The 14,674-nt window shown below is 72.8% G+C and carries 13 protein-coding genes; 8 read left to right on the top strand and 5 right to left on the bottom strand.

The genetic code is table 11. The features are described from left to right. Window positions 1-47: 47 nt before the first annotated feature. The 4 genes from ABT296_RS01785 to ABT296_RS01770 are packed head-to-tail and all read right to left on the bottom strand — an operon-like array spanning window position 48 to window position 4,005. Window positions 48-1,214: a thiolase family protein gene (locus ABT296_RS01785; RefSeq protein WP_351922372.1), complete on the bottom strand. Its 1,167-nt coding sequence runs from the start codon at window positions 1,212-1,214 to the stop codon at window positions 48-50. After that, a complete protein-coding gene (locus ABT296_RS01780) occupies window positions 1,211-2,254 on the bottom strand; it encodes a thiolase family protein (RefSeq protein WP_351922371.1) in 1,044 nt (347 codons plus the stop codon). The genes ABT296_RS01785 and ABT296_RS01780 overlap by 4 nt, the downstream gene beginning before the upstream one ends. Continuing rightward, window positions 2,251-3,192, bottom strand: a complete 942-nt coding sequence (locus tag ABT296_RS01775) for a Zn-ribbon domain-containing OB-fold protein (RefSeq protein ID WP_351922370.1) — start codon at window positions 3,190-3,192, stop codon at window positions 2,251-2,253. Before ABT296_RS01775 ends, ABT296_RS01780 begins: the two co-directional genes overlap by 4 nt. A 12-nt stretch (window positions 3,193-3,204) precedes the next feature. Next, window positions 3,205-4,005 carry a crotonase/enoyl-CoA hydratase family protein gene (locus tag ABT296_RS01770; RefSeq protein WP_351922369.1) on the bottom strand — a complete coding sequence of 267 codons (801 nt, stop codon included), beginning with the start codon at window positions 4,003-4,005 and terminating at the stop codon, window positions 3,205-3,207. Between the two features lie 164 nt (window positions 4,006-4,169). Between ABT296_RS01770 and ABT296_RS01765 the strand changes: the two genes are divergently transcribed. From ABT296_RS01765 to ABT296_RS01745, 5 genes are all read left to right on the top strand, one after another. Further along, the gene (locus ABT296_RS01765; protein ID WP_351922368.1) at window positions 4,170-5,789 is read left to right on the top strand and encodes an acyl-CoA synthetase; all 1,620 of its coding nucleotides are present in this window, start codon (window positions 4,170-4,172) and stop codon (window positions 5,787-5,789) included. 232 nt (window positions 5,790-6,021) lie between these two features. After that, entirely contained in the window at window positions 6,022-8,670 is a 2,649-nt protein-coding gene (locus tag ABT296_RS01760) for a winged helix-turn-helix domain-containing protein (RefSeq protein WP_351922367.1), read from the top strand. A 148-nt stretch (window positions 8,671-8,818) separates the two neighbouring features. Beyond that, a complete protein-coding gene (locus ABT296_RS01755) occupies window positions 8,819-10,465 on the top strand; it encodes an MFS transporter (protein ID WP_351922366.1) in 1,647 nt (548 codons plus the stop codon). Then, window positions 10,462-10,995, top strand: a complete 534-nt coding sequence (locus tag ABT296_RS01750; protein WP_351922365.1) for a hypothetical protein — start codon at window positions 10,462-10,464, stop codon at window positions 10,993-10,995. The genes ABT296_RS01755 and ABT296_RS01750 overlap by 4 nt, the downstream gene beginning before the upstream one ends. A 117-nt stretch (window positions 10,996-11,112) precedes the next feature. Beyond that, window positions 11,113-11,310, top strand: a complete 198-nt coding sequence (locus ABT296_RS01745; RefSeq protein WP_351922364.1) for a DUF8691 family protein — start codon at window positions 11,113-11,115, stop codon at window positions 11,308-11,310. Between the two features lie 70 nt (window positions 11,311-11,380). On the opposite strand, the gene ABT296_RS01740 is transcribed toward ABT296_RS01745, so the two are convergent. Further along, window positions 11,381-12,787 carry a DUF2252 domain-containing protein gene (locus ABT296_RS01740; RefSeq protein WP_351922363.1) on the bottom strand — a complete coding sequence of 469 codons (1,407 nt, stop codon included), beginning with the start codon at window positions 12,785-12,787 and terminating at the stop codon, window positions 11,381-11,383. 196 nt (window positions 12,788-12,983) lie between these two features. Between ABT296_RS01740 and ABT296_RS01735 the strand changes: the two genes are divergently transcribed. From ABT296_RS01735 to ABT296_RS01725, 3 genes are all read left to right on the top strand, one after another. Continuing rightward, window positions 12,984-13,613 carry an HdeD family acid-resistance protein gene (locus ABT296_RS01735; RefSeq protein WP_453172326.1) on the top strand — a complete coding sequence of 210 codons (630 nt, stop codon included), beginning with the start codon at window positions 12,984-12,986 and terminating at the stop codon, window positions 13,611-13,613. 84 nt (window positions 13,614-13,697) lie between these two features. Then, complete coding sequence (locus tag ABT296_RS01730; protein WP_351922362.1) at window positions 13,698-14,177, top strand: SHOCT domain-containing protein; 480 nt, start codon at window positions 13,698-13,700, stop codon at window positions 14,175-14,177. A 34-nt stretch (window positions 14,178-14,211) separates the two neighbouring features. Further along, a complete protein-coding gene (locus ABT296_RS01725; protein ID WP_351922361.1) occupies window positions 14,212-14,601 on the top strand; it encodes a DUF7144 family membrane protein in 390 nt (129 codons plus the stop codon). Window positions 14,602-14,674 lie beyond the last annotated feature (73 nt).

Genomic DNA, 14,674 nt, shown 5'->3' with positions numbered 1-14,674 from the left:
CCGTGGTGCCGACAGGCCACGTGAGGGGGACCTTTGTGAAGCCCGTTTCACGAGTCGGGCGGCTCCGATCCCACCAGCCACATGGAGAAGAACTGCGATCCGCCGCCGTAGGCGTGTCCGAGGGCGCGGCGGGCGTCCGCCACCTGGTGCTCCCCCGCCCGGCCGCGCACCTGGAGGGCGGCCTCGGCGAAGCGGATCATGCCGGAGGCGCCGATGGGGTTGGAGGAGAGCACCCCGCCGGACATGTTGACGGGCAGGTCGCCGTCGAGTTCGGTCACCCCGGACTCGGTGAGTTTCCAGCCCTCGCCCTCGGCGGCGAAGCCGAGGTTCTCCAGCCACATCGGCTCGTACCAGGAGAACGGCACGTACATCTCGACGGCGTCGATGTCCCGGCGGGGGTCGGCGATGCCGGCCTGCCGGTAGACGTCGGCCGCGCAGTCCTTGCCGGCCCGGGGGGACACGGCGTCCTTGCCGGCGAACAGGGTGGGTTCGCTGCGCATGGCGCCGCCGTGCATCCAGGCGGGCGGGTGGGGGGCGCGGGCGGCGCCGGCGCGGTCGGTGAGGACCATCGCGCAGGCGCCGTCGGAGGAGGGGCAGGTCTCGGAGTAGCGGATGGGGTCCCAGAGCATGGGCGAGGACTGGACCTTCTCCAGGGTGATGTCGTGCTCGTGGAGGTGGGCGTAGGGGTTCTTCAGGGCGTTGCGCCGGTCCTTGTAGGCGACGAGGGAGCCGACGGTGTCGGGGGCTCCGCTGCGCCGCATGTAGGCGCGGACGTGCGGGGCGAAGAAGCCGCCCGCTCCGGCGAGCAGCGGCTGCTGGAAGGGGACCGGCAGGGACAGGCCCCACATCGCGTTGGACTCGGACTGTTTCTCGAAGGCGCAGGTGAGGACGGTGCCGTGGACGCGGGAGGCGACGAGGGCGGCGGCGACGAGGGCGGTGGAGCCGCCGACCGAGCCGGCCGTGTGGACCCGGAGCATGGGTTTGCCGACCGCGCCGAGCGCGTCGGCGAGGTACAGCTCGGGCATCATGACGCCCTCGAAGAAGTCGGGTGCCTTGCCGATGACGACCGCGTCGACGTCGGCCCAGGTCAGTTCGGCGTCGTCCAGGGCCCGCCGGGACGCCTCGCGGACCAGCCCGGCGATGGAGACGTCCCGGCGGGCGGCGACGTGCTTGGTCTGGCCGATCCCTACGACGGCCACGGGTTCCTTGCTCATCGCGGATCCCCTTCCAGTACGGCGACCAGGTTCTGTTGGAGGCAGGGGCCGGAGGTGGCGTGGCCGAGGGCGCGGTCGGACTCGCCGCGGTGGACGCGGGCGGCGGCCTCTCCGATGCGGATCAGTCCGGCGGCCATGACCGGGTTGGCGGCGAGCGCCCCGCCGGAGGGGTTGACGCGGACGTCGTCGCCCAGGCGGAGCGCCTTGCGCAGGACGACCTCCTGGGCGGTGAAGGGCGCGTGCAGTTCGGCGGTGTCGACGGGGCGCAGGAAGGCTCCGGCCTTCTGGGCGGCGAGCCGGGTGGAGGGCGAGTCGGTGAGGTCGCGGACGCCCAGGGAGTGGGCCTCGATGCGGTGGTCGATGCCGCGGATCCAGGCGGGCCGGGCGCACAGGTCCCGGGCCCGGTCGCCGGCGGCCAGGATCACGGCGGCGGCGCCGTCGCCGATGGGCGGGCAGTCGCCGGTGCGCAGGGGCCGTACGAGGTAGTCGCCCTGCGGTACCGGGCCTCGGAGCTGGGCGTGCGGGTTGTCGGTGGTGCGGCTGCGGGCGGCGATCGTCGCCAGTTCCCGCTCGTCGGTCTCGTGGGCGTCGATGAGGGCCTGCGCCTGGAGGGCGGCGAGGGCGACGGAGTCGGGCCACAGGGGTGCCACGTAGTACGGGTCGAGCTGGCGGGTCAGCACGTCGCGCAGCGGTCCGGGGGAGGACTTGCCGTAGGAGTAGACGAGGGCGGTGTCCGCGTCGCCGGTGAGGAGTTTGGTCCACGCCTCGTACAGGGCCCAGGCGCCGTCCATCTCGACGTGCGACTCGGAGATCGGGGGCCAGGCCCCGACGCCGTCGAGGGCGAGGGTGAAGGAGAAGGCGCGGCCGGCGAGGTAGTCGCTGGAGCCGGAGCAGGTGAAGCCGATGTCGGCGGTCCTCAGCCCGGTGGAGTCGAGGACCCGGTGCAGGACGGGCATCAGCATCTCGACCTCGGAGAGGTCGGCGGTGGTGCGCCGGTGGTCGGTCTGGGCGAAGGCGACGACGGCGATCTCGCGGGTCACAGCAGCTCCCTGTAGGTGTCGTAGTCCGCGTCGGGTTCGCCGGTCGGCCGGTAGTGGTCGGGGTAGCGGGCGCCCTCGGTCCACACCGGTTCGACTCTCAGGCCCATGCGGACCTGGTCGTAGGGGATGCCGGCGATGCGGCCGTGCAGGGCGAGTCCGGCGCCGTCGAGGGCGATGTGGGCGTAGACGTAGGGGACTTCGATGTCGAGGTTCTTCGCCTTGATGTTGACGATGCAGAAGGTGGTGACCGTGCCGTGCGGTCCCACCTCGACCCGTTCGGTGGTGGCGACGCCGCAGGTGGGGCAGGCGCCCCTGGGCGGGACGTACACCTTGCGGCAGGAGGGGCAGCGTTCGCCGACGTTGCGCCGGTCGGCGAGGGCCTCGATGTAGGCGCTCTGGGCGCGGCCGGGCGAGTAGGTGTAGTCGAGGCGGGCGGCGGCGACGATGCCGGTGACCGGGTTCGCGAACTCGCCCGGGTGGCCGCCGGGCCGGTCGGCCTCGCCGTCGTACGGTTCGAAGCAGGCGATGTCGGTGATGGCGCCGGTGCGTTCGGGGGCCCAGCGGACGCGGACGCGCATTCCGGTGCGGACGGCGTCGGGGCCGGGTGCGTCGAGGGCGTGCAGGAGGGCGGTGTCGGCGCCGTCGAGGCGGACCAGGACCCAGGCGAAGGGGGTGTCCAGGGGCTGGTCGCGGCGGGGGGCGTGGTTCCAGGCCCAGGTGGTGACGGTGCCGGTGGGGGCGACCTCGACGAGTTCGGTCAGTTCCTCGGCGGTGACCGGGTCGTACTCGACGGGTGGGACGAGGGTGCGGCCGTCGCCGGTGCGCACCCCGAGGACGACGCGTTCGCGCAGTCCGGTGAGGAAGGTGCTCTGGACGGGACCGAGGGAGCGGGTGAAAGGGAACTCGACGACGAGGGGGGCTTTGAGGACTTCGGGCATGCCGGGTCTCCTTCAGTGGCGCTCGTAGCGGGGCGGCCGCTTCTCGGCGAAGGCGCGGGCGCCTTCCCTGGCGTCGGCGGTGTCGAAGACGGGCCAGCCGCGCTTGAGTTCGGCCGCGAGGCCCTCGGTCTCGGTCAGCTCGGCGGTCTCGTAGACGGACGCCTTGACGGCCTCGACGGCGAGCGGGCCGCAGGCGTTGATCCGTTCGGCGATCTCCAGGGCCCGGTCGAGGGCGGTGCCGTCGGGGACGACATGCCCGATCAGGCCGATGCCGGCGGCCTCCTCGGCGCTGTAGGGGCGGCCGGTGAGCAGCATCTCCAGGGCGTGGGTGCGCGGGATCTGGCGTTGCAGCCGGACCGTGGAGCCGCCGATGGGGAAGAGTGCGCGCCTGACCTCGAAGAGGCCGAAGACGGCGGACTCGCCGGCGACGCGGATGTCGGTGCCCTGGAGGATCTCGGTGCCGCCGGCCACGCAGGGACCCTCGACGGCGGCGATCACCGGTTTGCGCGGGCGGTGGTGGCGGAGCATGGCCTTCCAGTGCAGGTCGGGGTCGGCGGTGAGCCGGTCCCGGTACTCCTGTCCGGTCATCTCCTTGCCCGCCAGGGCCTTGAGGTCCATGCCCGCGCAGAACGCGCCGCCCGCGCCGGTCAGCACGATGGAGCGGACGGTGTCGTCCTCGTCGGCCTCGGTCCAGCCGTCGTACAGGCCGACGAGCATGGGCAGCGAGAGCGCGTTCTTCGCCTCGGGCCGGTTGAGCGTGAGGACGAGTGTGGCGCCCTCGCGCCGCACGGTGAGGTGTTCGGTTCCACTCATCGCCCGTCTCCCCTCTCGAGAACGAGAACAGGTTGCAGGAGGCGGCGGAGCACTTCAAGAGTTTTCTGACAGTCAGTCAGATTTGTTGTGCGCGGAGTCTTCACACTCGTGCCGCCCTTTGCTCTGATGACCGGCATCCCGGGACAGCGAGGTCAGGAGGAGCGGTGGAGTACAACCTTGCCGACCTGTTCGAGTCGGTCGTGGACGTGGTGCCGGACCGCGAGGCGCTGGTCTACCTCGACCACCCCGGCACCGGCGCGGAGCGCAGGCTGACGTACGCCCAGCTCGACGCCGCCGCCAACCGGATCGGCCACCACCTCCTGGACAGCGGGATCCGCCCCGGCGAACACCTCGGGCTGCACCTCTACAACGGCGTCGAGTACCTGCAGACGGTGCTCGGCTGCCTCAAGGCGCGGATCGTGCCGGTGAACGTCAACTACCGCTACGTCGAGGAGGAGTTGGTCTACCTCTACCGGGACGCGGATCTGGTGGCGGTGGTCTTCGACGCGGAGTTCGCGGACCGCGTGGCCGCAGCCCGGCCGCGCGTGGACAAACTCCGGCACCTGGTGCGGGTGGGGGACGGCGACGGGGCGGTGGGGGTGCCGTTCACCGAGGCGGAGGCGTCCGGCTCACCGGAGCGGGGCTTCGCGGCGCGTTCCGGGGACGACCAGTTCATCATCTACACCGGCGGCACCACGGGCATGCCCAAGGGCGTCATGTGGCGCCAGGAGGACCTGTTCTTCGCCGGGCTCGGGGGCGGGGCGCCCACGGGAGAGCCGGTCGGCAAGCCCGAGGAACTCGCGGAGCGGGTCGCGGCCGGCGGGTCCGGGATCACCTTCTTCCCCGCTCCCCCGCTGATGCACGGCACCTCCACGCTCACCGCGTTCATCGGCTTCAACTTCGGCCAACGGGTCGTACTGCACCGCAAGTTCGTGCCCGAGGAGGCATTGCGCACGATCGCGAAGGAGAAGGTCTCCAGCATGTCGCTGGTCGGTGACGCGATGCTCCGCCCGCTCATCGACGCGCTCGCCGGGCCGATGAAGGGCACGGACTGCTCCTCGATGTTCTCGGTGTCGTCGTCCGGGGCGATCATGTCGGAGACGGTGCGCCGGCAGTTCCTCCAACTGGTCCCGCACGTACTGCTCCTGAACAACTTCGGCTCCTCCGAGTCCGGCTTCAACGGCACCGCCACCGAGGACGCCGGGCCGGAGCGCGGTTTCCGCATCCGCGTCAACTCCCGTACGCAGGTGGTCGATCCGGTGACCCGGGCGCCGGTCGGGCCGGGCGTGGTGGGGCGGGTCGCCCAGTGCGGGCACGTACCGCTCGGCTACTACAACGACCCGGCGAAATCCGCGGAGACCTTCTTCGAGCGGGACGGCGCGCGCTGGGTGCTGCTCGGGGACATGGCGACCGTCGACGAGGAGGGCGTGGTCACGGTCCTCGGCCGCGGATCGCAGTGCATCAACACCGGCGGCGAGAAGGTGTACCCGGAAGAGGTCGAGCAGGCCCTGAAGTCCCATCCCGACGTCTACGACGCGCTGGTCGCCGGGGTGCCCGACGCGAAGTGGGGGCACCGGGTGGCGGCGGTGGTGCAACTGCGCGAGGGCGCGGAGCGGCCGTCCCTGGCGGACGTCCAGGCGCACTGCCGCTCCCGGCTCGCCGGGTACAAGATCCCTCGCCGGCTGGTGGTCACCGACTCGATCCGGCGCTCCCCCAGCGGCAAGGCGGACTACCGGTGGGCCCGGGAGACGGCCGCGAGCGACGCCGGGACGGCGGAGGGGTAGCGACGGAGCGGGGGTGGGCGGCGCCCCGACCGGACGGCCGTGGCGCTTACCGGCGCGGCGCCTCGGGTGCGCCCCGTTCCACCCTCCGGGTGACGGCCTTCCGTTCCTGATCAGAGCCCCGGAGAGGGGGCCGGAGGGGCCGCGCGGCTCCTTATCGCATGCCGATATGCGGAGAAACTGGGATTCTTGAGGAGGAACACTGACCATGGCCTGATGAATGGTGGTGGTCGGCATGGTTGCGGTCGATCAGGGTGGGCACGGTCCCTCGGCCGCGGGCGTCGACCCCTTGGGCGCGCCGTACCTCCCCGGGCGCTTCGCGATACCCGCCCGCCCCGCCACCTTCCTGCGCCGCGCCCGTCTGCACCGTCGGCTCGACCAGGGCCGGACGACCCCGCTGACGATGGTCAACGGCGCGGCCGGAGCGGGCAAGACCCTGCTGGTCGCCGACTGGGCCGCGGGCCTGGAGGGGCCCGTCGTCTGGCTCACCGCCGACACCGGCCAGACGCCCGGCCTGTTCTGGGCGTATCTGCTGGAGGCCCTGCACCACCAGGGCGTACTCGACCCCGCCGACGTGGGGTTCCCCGCCGACGCGCACCGCGTGGACCGGGGTCTGCTGGCCCGGCTCGCCGTCGCCCTCGCCGCCCGGGACCGGCCCGTGGTCGTCGTCCTCGACGAGTACGACCGGGTGACCGGAGCGGCCATCAGCGAGCAGGTGGAGTTCGTCCTCCAGCACGCCGGACCCTGCCTGCGGCTGGTCCTGGTCACCCGCAACGAGCCGCTGCTGCCGCTGCACCGCTACCGCGCGGCCGGCACCCTCACCGAGATCCGCAACGCCGAACTCGCCTTCACCCCCGAGGAGGCCGTCGGCCTGGTCGGGCTGCACGGGCTGCGGCTGTCCGTGGCGGCCGCCGGCTCCCTGGTGGAGCGCACCGGCGGCTGGGCGGCCGGACTGCGGCTGTGCGCGCTGGCCGCGCAGGAGGCCGACGACGCCGAGCTCTACCTCAAGGAGTTCGAGGCCGGACAGAGCACAGTCGCCGACTACCTGCTCGGCGAGGTGCTCAGGCGTCAGCCGGCCGAGACCCAGGACCTGCTGCTGCGGGTCAGCGTCCTCGAACGCTTCTCCCCCGCGCTCGCCAACTCCCTCACCGGCCGGCTCGACGCCGAGTCGATCCTGAACGGGCTGCGCCGCCAGAACGCCTTCGTGGAGTCCCTGGGGCACTCGTGGTACCGGCTGCACCCGCTCTTCGGGGAGATCCTGCGGTCCCATCTGGAGGTGACCCTGCCCGGGACGCGTCCCCGGCTGCACCGCCGGGCGGCGCGCTGGCTGCGGGCCTCCGGCTACCTCCCCGAGGCGCTCGCCCACGGCGCCGAGGCGGGCGACTGGGAGTTCACCACGGCCGCCCTCGTCGACGACCTGGCCGTCGGGCAGCTCTTCACGGGGCTGCGCGCCGAGGGCCTGGCGGACCTGTTCTCCCGGATGGACCCGGGGACGAGGACCCCCGCCGCCGAACTGGTCCGCGCCGCCCGCGCCCTGAACCACCACGACGTGGAGCGGGCGCTGGCCCATCTGCGCCAGGCCGAGCGGACCCTGACCGACGAGGCGACCGACCCCGCCGCCGCCCGGCTCGGCTGCGCCCTCTTGGAGGCCCACGCCGCCCGGCTGTCCGGCGCCCCGGACCGGGCCGAGCGGGCGGCCCACGCGGCCCGGCTGCTCCAGGGCGACGTCCCCGCCCGGCTGCTCGAACAGCATCCCGAGTACGACGCCCTGCTCCTGACCCACCTGGGCACCGCCCGGCTGTGGGCCGGCCGGTTCAAGGAGGCGCGCGACGCCCTCGACGCCGTCGTGACCTGTCCGCCGGGGGCGGCGACGACGCGTCCGCGTCAGGACGGCCTGAGTCATCTCGCCCTCATCGACTATCTGGAGGGCTGGCTCGACCGGGCCGAGCACAAGGCCCTGGCGGCGCAGTCCGAGACCGAGCGGTACGGGCTGCCCGCGTCCGCCGGGTCCGGGACGGGATACCTGGTCCGGGCCGCGGTCGCGGTGGAACGCCATGAGCTCGACGAGGCGCAGCACCTCCTGGAGGAGGCCGCGGCGTCCGGTCCGGCCGGGCCCGACGACCCGGTGACGGCGGCCGTCCGCGCCCTGACCACGGCGCGGCTGCGGCTGGCGCGGGGCGACACCTCGGCGGCGCTCGCCGCGGCCGGACCCGCCGTCGCCGCCGACGCGGTCTCCCCCTGGGAGCGCGGTCAGGCGGCCGCCGTCGTGTGCGCGGCGTACCTCGCCGAGAACCGCCCCGAGGACGCCGTGCGGGCGCTCGCGGGCGCCCCCGACGGCCAGCCGGTCTGCGCGGTGCAGACCGCGCGCGCCCTGCTCGCCGCCGGCCGGCCCGGTCCGGCGCTCGACGTCCTCGACGCGCTGCCCGCCGACGAGGAGGCCGGACCCGCGGTCACCGTGCCCGCCCTGCTGGTGCGGGCGCAGGCCGTCGACCGCAACGGCGATCCGGCGGCCGCCCGGCGGCTGTTGACCCGGGCGCTGACGGAAGCCCGCCGGGAGCGGCTGCGCCGGCCGTTCCTGGAGGCCGGGCCCTGGGTCCGGCGGCTGCTGGGCACGGGGCAGGCGGAGGCGCTCGCCGAGGGCTGGCTGCTGCCGGGCCGCGACCGGCCCGCCGAGGGCGGACCGCTCCTGGTGGAGGAGCTCAGCGCCCGCGAGCACGATGTGCTGGTGCGTCTCGCGGACATGATGTCGACGGAGGAGATCGCCGCCGACCTGTTCGTCTCCGTGAACACGGTCAAGACGCACCTCAAGGGCGTCTTCCGCAAGCTGGCCGTCAACCGGCGCACCGACGCCGTACGGCGGGCCCGTGAGCGGGGCCTGCTGTGAACCCGGCCCGGGCCGGGCACGGGTTCTCCCCCGTCGCGGGTGAGGCGCGCTCGGGACGCCTCGGGTGACATGGAAGCGACGGCCGTGGACGAACGGCCGCCGCCCGGCCGCCCGCCGGCGCCCCGGGCCGACTGAGCGAGGTGGCACCTTGGCGCACTGGCGGGCTCTGATCGTGCTCGGCACGGCCCAGTTCCTGATGGTCCTGGACACCTCCGTCATGAACGTCTCGATCAGTCAGCTGGTCGAGGACTTCGACACCGAGGTCACCGCCATCCAGGCCGTGATCACCCTGTACGCGCTGATGATGGCCGCGTTCATGGCCGTCGGCGCCAAACTGGGCGACATCCTCGGCCGCCGACGGCTCTTCCTCGTCGGGCTGGTCGTGTACGGCATCGGCTCGGGGCTCACCGCGGTGGCGCCCAGCGTGTGGGTGCTGGCCATCGGCTGGTCCGTGATCGAGGGGCTCGGCGCCGCGATGGTGCTGCCGGCCATGGCGGCCCTGGTCGCGGAGTCCTACCGGGGCCGGGACCGGGCGGTGGCGTACGGCGTCATCGGGGGGCTGGCCGGCGCGGGGATCGCGGTGGGGCCGCTGCTCGGCGGCTGGGTGACGACGTACCTGACCTGGCGGCTGGTGTTCGCCGGCGAGGTGGTGCTCGTGGTGGCGATGCTGCTGTGCCACCGGATGGTCAAGGAGGTCCCGCGGACCGGACCGCGCCCCCGGATGGACGCGGTGGGCGCGACGCTGTCCGCGGCCGGGCTCGCTCTGGGCGTCCTGGGTGTGCTGCAGAGCGGCACCTGGGGCTGGGTCGAGCCCCGCAACCCGCCGTTCACGGTCTTCGGCTTCGCGCCGACGCTGTTCGTGATCGGCCTCTCGGCGCTCGTGCTCTCCGCGTTCACGCACTGGGAGCGCCGGCGGACCCGGCGCGGCGAGGACCCGCTGGTGCATCTGGCGGTCATGGAGCGGCCGGCGCTGCGGGCCGGGCTGTGCACGATGCTCAGCCAGAACCTGATCCTGCTCGGGCTGTTCTTCACCATCCCGCTCTATCTCCAGGTCGTCCAGGGCTTCGACGCCTTCGAGACCGGGCTGCGGCTGCTGCCGGTCTCGGTCACCATGCTCGTCGCGTCGCTGGGCGCCTCACGGTTCGCCCGGCAGGTCCCGGCGCGCACCCTGGTCAGGGCCGCCCTGCTGACGCTGGCGGCCGCCGTCGTCTGGCTGCTGGCGACCCTCGACCCGGAGATCGACGACCTCCAGTTCGGCGCGGCCATGGCCCTGCTCGGCCTGGGCATGGGGCTGCTCGTGTCGCAGCTCGGCAACATCGTGCAGTCCAGTGCCGCCGAGGACGAGCGCAGCGAGGTCGGCGGGCTGCAGTACACCGCCCAGAACCTGGGCTCCGCGCTCGGCACCGCCCTGATCGGGTCGCTGCTGATCGGCGCCCTCGCGCAGGCGTTCACCACCCATGTGGAGGACGACCCGCGGCTGTCGGAGGCGACCAAGGAGCAGGCGGCCGTGGCCCTGGAGGCCGGGATCGCCTTCGTCCCCACCGACGAGGTCCGCTCCGCCGCGGAGGCGGCCGGGCTGCCGCCCGCCGAGGTGGAGGCCGTCGCGGACTCCTACGCGTCGGCGCAGCTGCGCGGTCTGAAGGCGGCCGTGCTGGCGGCCGGCGGGATCACCCTGGTGAGCTTCCTGATCACCCCGCGGCTGCCGGGCCGCGGCGACACCGTACGGCCGCCCGGGAAGGACCCGGCACCGGCGGCCGGGAGCGGCCCCGCGCCGGGACCCGGAGGGGTGTCGTGACGTCCCAGGAGGCGGCCGGGCACGGCCGTTCGGCACGCCGGGCGCGCCGGGCCGAGCGGCGGGCCCACGAGGACTTCACCGGGGGTGTCTACGGCTCGCTGCTAGCCGCGTCGGTGGTGCTCGGTGCGGGGTCGCTCGGGAACTTCCCCCGGGTGGAGCTGGTCGTGCTGCTGCTCCTGACCGGGCTGGTGTTCTGGCTCGCGCATGTGCACGCGAAGGTCTTCGGGGAGCGTCTGGCTCGGCAGGCGCTGGACCGGCGGGCCGTACTGTCCGTGTGCCGTGAGGAGTGGCCGATCCTGCGGGCCTGTCTGCCTCCCGCGCTGGCGGTGCTGGTCAGTCCGCTGCTGGGTCTCGACGTGCAGGGAGCCGTCTGGCTGGCGCTCTGCGTCGCGGTGGCGGGCCAGGTCGGCTGGTCGGTGCGGGCCGCCGTACGGGCGGGGGCGTCCCGGCGGCTGGTGACCGTCTCCGCGCTGGTCAATCTGCTGCTCGGGCTGATCGTCGTCGCCGTCAAACTGTTCGTGAAGCACTGAGAGCGATCGTCGCGGCTATCACCTGTGCCGGGTGAGGACGCGGGCCGCGCCGGGTCGGAGTATCGAACGTACGGGGTGCAGTTCCGCCCGCCCCACGCCATCCGCGGGAGATCGGCCATGCGCTATGAGATCCGCGTCGACGGGCAGATGTCGGAGACGCTCGTCAAGTCCTTCCCCGAGCTGAACCATGTGGTGATGGCCGGTCAGACCATCCTGTTCGGCTCGGTGGTCGACGAGGCGCATCTCTACGGTCTGGTGGCCCGCTGCCAGTCGCTGGGCCTGCGCATCGTGGAGATGCGCCGCCAGCCCGAGTGACGGGCATGCGCAGCACAGCAACCGCGCCGCCGGGGTGTCGTCCCCGGCGGCGCGGTTCACACTGTCCCGGTCACAGGTCCCGGGCGGTCACCCGGCCCGAGCGCACGGCCGCGGCCAGTGCCGCGAAGTCCCGCTCGTTCTGGTCGGCGTAGCTCTGGGCGAACTCGGCGAGCGCGCGGTCGAAGCGGTCGCTGCCGCCGAGGTAGGCGGTGATGGCGACGGGGTCGCCGGACCGGGCGTGCGCGCGGGCCAGGGAGGCCCCGCAGACATGGGCGAAGAGGTCCAGCATCCGCGGGTCCATGGTCTCGGGGCGGGCGATGCCCTTCCAGTCGCGCAGCTGGCGGACGTAGAAGTCACGGCCCTGTCCGTCGAGGCCCACTACATGGGTCCAGCCGAGGAAGATGTCGCTGGTGGTCTGGATGAGCCGCTGCCCGCTGACCACCCGGCGGCCCTGGTTGTCCCAGGGGTCGCCGCCCGTCTGGGCGGCGAGCACCGACTGCTGGGCCTCCTTGGCCTGGAGCAGGAGCGGATCGTCGTCGTCGCGGCCGAGCATCAGCAGGATCCAGCAGCGGGTGCCGACGCTGCCGACGCCCACCACCTTGCGGGCCATGTCGGCCACCCGGAAGTGGCTCAGGAGATGCCGCTTCTCGGAGGAGAGGCTGGTCGTGTACTGGTCGATGACGGCGGCCAGTTCCTTCCACTGGGCGGCTTCCTCGGGGCCGCCCAGATCGGCGAGGGGTGTGATCAGCGGCGGGTCGGGGGCGATCCGGCGGCCCTGGGGGGTGTTCCTCGTGAGGCGTTCGAACGCCTGCATGTGGGTGCGGGTGCGGGCCTTGGCGGTGGCCTGCTCGGTGCGCCTGCGGGCCTTCTTGTCCATGGCCGCGGCCATCAGGGTCCGCATGTGGTCGACGTCGTCCTGGGCGTACCAGATGTCCAGGGTGTGCATGCCGGCGAACTCCCGCATGCGTTCGCGGTAGGAGCGGACGCACTCGCGTACCGCCCGGTTCTGCTCGGCGGTGCCGAAGCCGTTGGCGCGGGCGGCGATGACGAAGCTGGCGGCGAGCCGTTTGACGTCCCATTCGAACGGTCCGGCGAGGGTCTCGTCGAAGTCGTTGATGTCGAAGACGAGGTGCCGCTCGGGTGAGGCCAGCAGCCGGAAGTTCAGCAGATGGGCGTCGCCGCAGAGCTGGACGGTGAGCCCGGTGTCCGGGGCGGCCCCGAGGTCCGCCGCCATGATCGCGGCGGCGCCGCGGTAGAAGCGGAACGGCGATTCCAGCATGCGGCCGTAGCGGATGGGGATCAGGTCCTGGAGCCGGGTCAGCGACTGGCCCTCGATGACGTCGATCGGGTCGAAGCGCCCCGGTCCGGGGTCGAACCGGGCCTGGGCCAGGCGGGGCACCCGCGAGCGTGCCTCCTTGCCCGCTGCGGCCCGCTCGGCCGGGGTCCGGGAGTGGGAGAACGCGCTCCCTGGGGTCATGACCGCCTCCTCGTCCGGGCGACTCGGCCAGGATGCCGGCCGAGCCTCCACCCTTTCCCGCGCCCGTCGGCCACGGATCACCCTTGGCGGGTGATCCGCTGCGGGGGGTGAGGCGCGACGCTGTCCGGGTGGGAACTCCACACACCCGTCCCGCCGGTGCCCGGCGGCGGCGCGCCCCCGAGGGCGAGGAGGAGCCATGACCGAATCGCACATGTCGGCGCGGCCGACCGGAACCGGGCAGCCGCCCGGCGGGACGGGTCGCGCCGGTTCCGGCGACCCCGAGGACGTCCTCGGCCGCCTGGGCGGCTCGTGGACCTGGATGCTGGGCTCGGCGCTCGCCACCCTGCTGCCGGGCGTCCTGCTGCTGGTGTGGCCGGACGCGACCCTGCACGTCGTGGCCGTCCTGTTCGGGCTGTATCTGCTGGTCACGGGCGGCTTCCGGTTCGTTGCGGTCTTCGGCCAGGAGCGCGGCGAGCGGCTGCCGGGACTGCTGATCTCGGTGCTGTTCGTGCTGGCCGGGGTGCTGTGTCTGCGCAACCCGCTGCAGACCATCGCGGCGCTGTCGGTGATCGTCGGCGTCGTCTGGCTGGTGTCCGGACTGCTGACCGCCTACGCGGCACTCGCCGCGAAGGGCCTGCCGCACCGCGGTGTGCTGCTCGGCGCGGCCCTGCTGGGCATCGTCGCCGGCATCGTCGTACTGGCGCTGCCCAGTGAGTCGGCGGTGGCCCTGACCAGGCTGCTCGGTCTGTGGCTGGTCCTGCTGGGCGTGATGGAGGTGGCGGTCGCGTTCGCCTGGCGGCAGGCCGTCCGCCGGATCACCCACTGAGGGTGAAGCCACCACCCCCGCTCCCCCGCACGCTGAGAAACGGACAACGACTCTCGGGCACCGCGCCCGGACGGAGGCGACAACATGAGCCAAGGCGTGTACCTCGCGTACGACTTCCCGCTGCTGAGCACCTTCTGGGCGATGCTGTGGTTCTTCCTGTGGATCCTGTGGTTCATCCTGCTGTTCAGGATCGTCGTGGACATCTTCCGCGACGACGTGCTGAGCGGCTGGGCCAAGGCGGGCTGGCTCGTCTTCGTCATCATCCTGCCCTTCCTGGGTGTGCTGGTGTACGTCATCGCCCGGGGCAAGAACATGGGGCGCCGGGAGATCGAACAGGCGCGGGCCCAGCAGGATGCCTTCGACTCCTACGTCCGGGAAACGGCCGGCACCGGCTCCGCCCGGCCGAGCCACGCCGACGAGCTGACCAAGCTGTCGCGGCTGAAGGAGAGCGGGTCCATCACGGACGAGGAGTTCCGTCGGGCGAAGGAGCTGATCCTCACCGACAGCGGTCCGGCCGGTGCCCGCAAGCAGCCGGAATCCGCCACTCCTGGAACCGGCGTCTGAGGCCGGCCCCACGACAAGAGACGAGGGCAGCGGTATGACTGCGAAGCAGAGCTGGGCGGAGGGCATGACGGTCTTCGCGGGGGTGATGCTGATGATCGCCGGTGTGCTCGGCATCACGCGCGGCATCATGGCCATCGCCGAGGACGAAGTGTTCGTCAACACCCCCAACTACGTGTTCCAGTTCGACCTGACCAGCTGGGGCTGGATCCACCTGATCCTCGGCGTGGTCGCCGTGCTTGTCTCCCTGGGTCTGTTCAGTGAGGCGACCTGGGCACGGGTCTCCGGAGTGGCCATCGGTGCCCTCGTGATCATCGCCAACTTCCTCTCCCTGCCGTACTACCCGGTGTGGTCGGTGGTGCTGATCGGGATTTCGGCGCTCATCATCTGGGCGCTGTGCGTGGAACGTCGCAAGTTCGGCACCTGACCCGCCCCCGGCGCCGGTGTCCCGCGCCGACCCGTCCTCCCGCCGCGTACCGTGTGCGTTTCGACCGGCCCGA

The sequence above is a fragment of the Streptomyces sp. NPDC000983 genome, from assembly GCF_040299205.1.
GTDB lineage: Bacteria > Actinomycetota > Actinomycetes > Streptomycetales > Streptomycetaceae > Streptomyces.
This window is presented reverse-complemented; position numbering and strand designations above follow the sequence as displayed.

Excerpts from the sequence above, each read along its gene's own strand:
- ABT296_RS01745 (WP_351922364.1), top strand. The coding sequence starts at position 11,113 with ATGCGCTATGAGATCCGCGTCGACGGGCAGATGTCGGAGACGCTCGTC.
- ABT296_RS01785 (WP_351922372.1), bottom strand. The coding sequence starts at position 1,214 with ATGAGCAAGGAACCCGTGGCCGTCGTAGGGATCGGCCAGACCAAGCAC.
- ABT296_RS01730 (WP_351922362.1), top strand. The coding sequence starts at position 13,698 with ATGAGCCAAGGCGTGTACCTCGCGTACGACTTCCCGCTGCTGAGCACC.
- ABT296_RS01725 (WP_351922361.1), top strand. The coding sequence starts at position 14,212 with ATGACTGCGAAGCAGAGCTGGGCGGAGGGCATGACGGTCTTCGCGGGG.
- ABT296_RS01760 (WP_351922367.1), top strand. The coding sequence starts at position 6,022 with ATGGTTGCGGTCGATCAGGGTGGGCACGGTCCCTCGGCCGCGGGCGTC.
- ABT296_RS01740 (WP_351922363.1), bottom strand. The coding sequence starts at position 12,787 with ATGACCCCAGGGAGCGCGTTCTCCCACTCCCGGACCCCGGCCGAGCGG.
- ABT296_RS01775 (WP_351922370.1), bottom strand. The coding sequence starts at position 3,192 with ATGCCCGAAGTCCTCAAAGCCCCCCTCGTCGTCGAGTTCCCTTTCACC.
- ABT296_RS01770 (WP_351922369.1), bottom strand. The coding sequence starts at position 4,005 with ATGAGTGGAACCGAACACCTCACCGTGCGGCGCGAGGGCGCCACACTC.
- ABT296_RS01735 (WP_453172326.1), top strand. The coding sequence starts at position 12,984 with ATGACCGAATCGCACATGTCGGCGCGGCCGACCGGAACCGGGCAGCCG.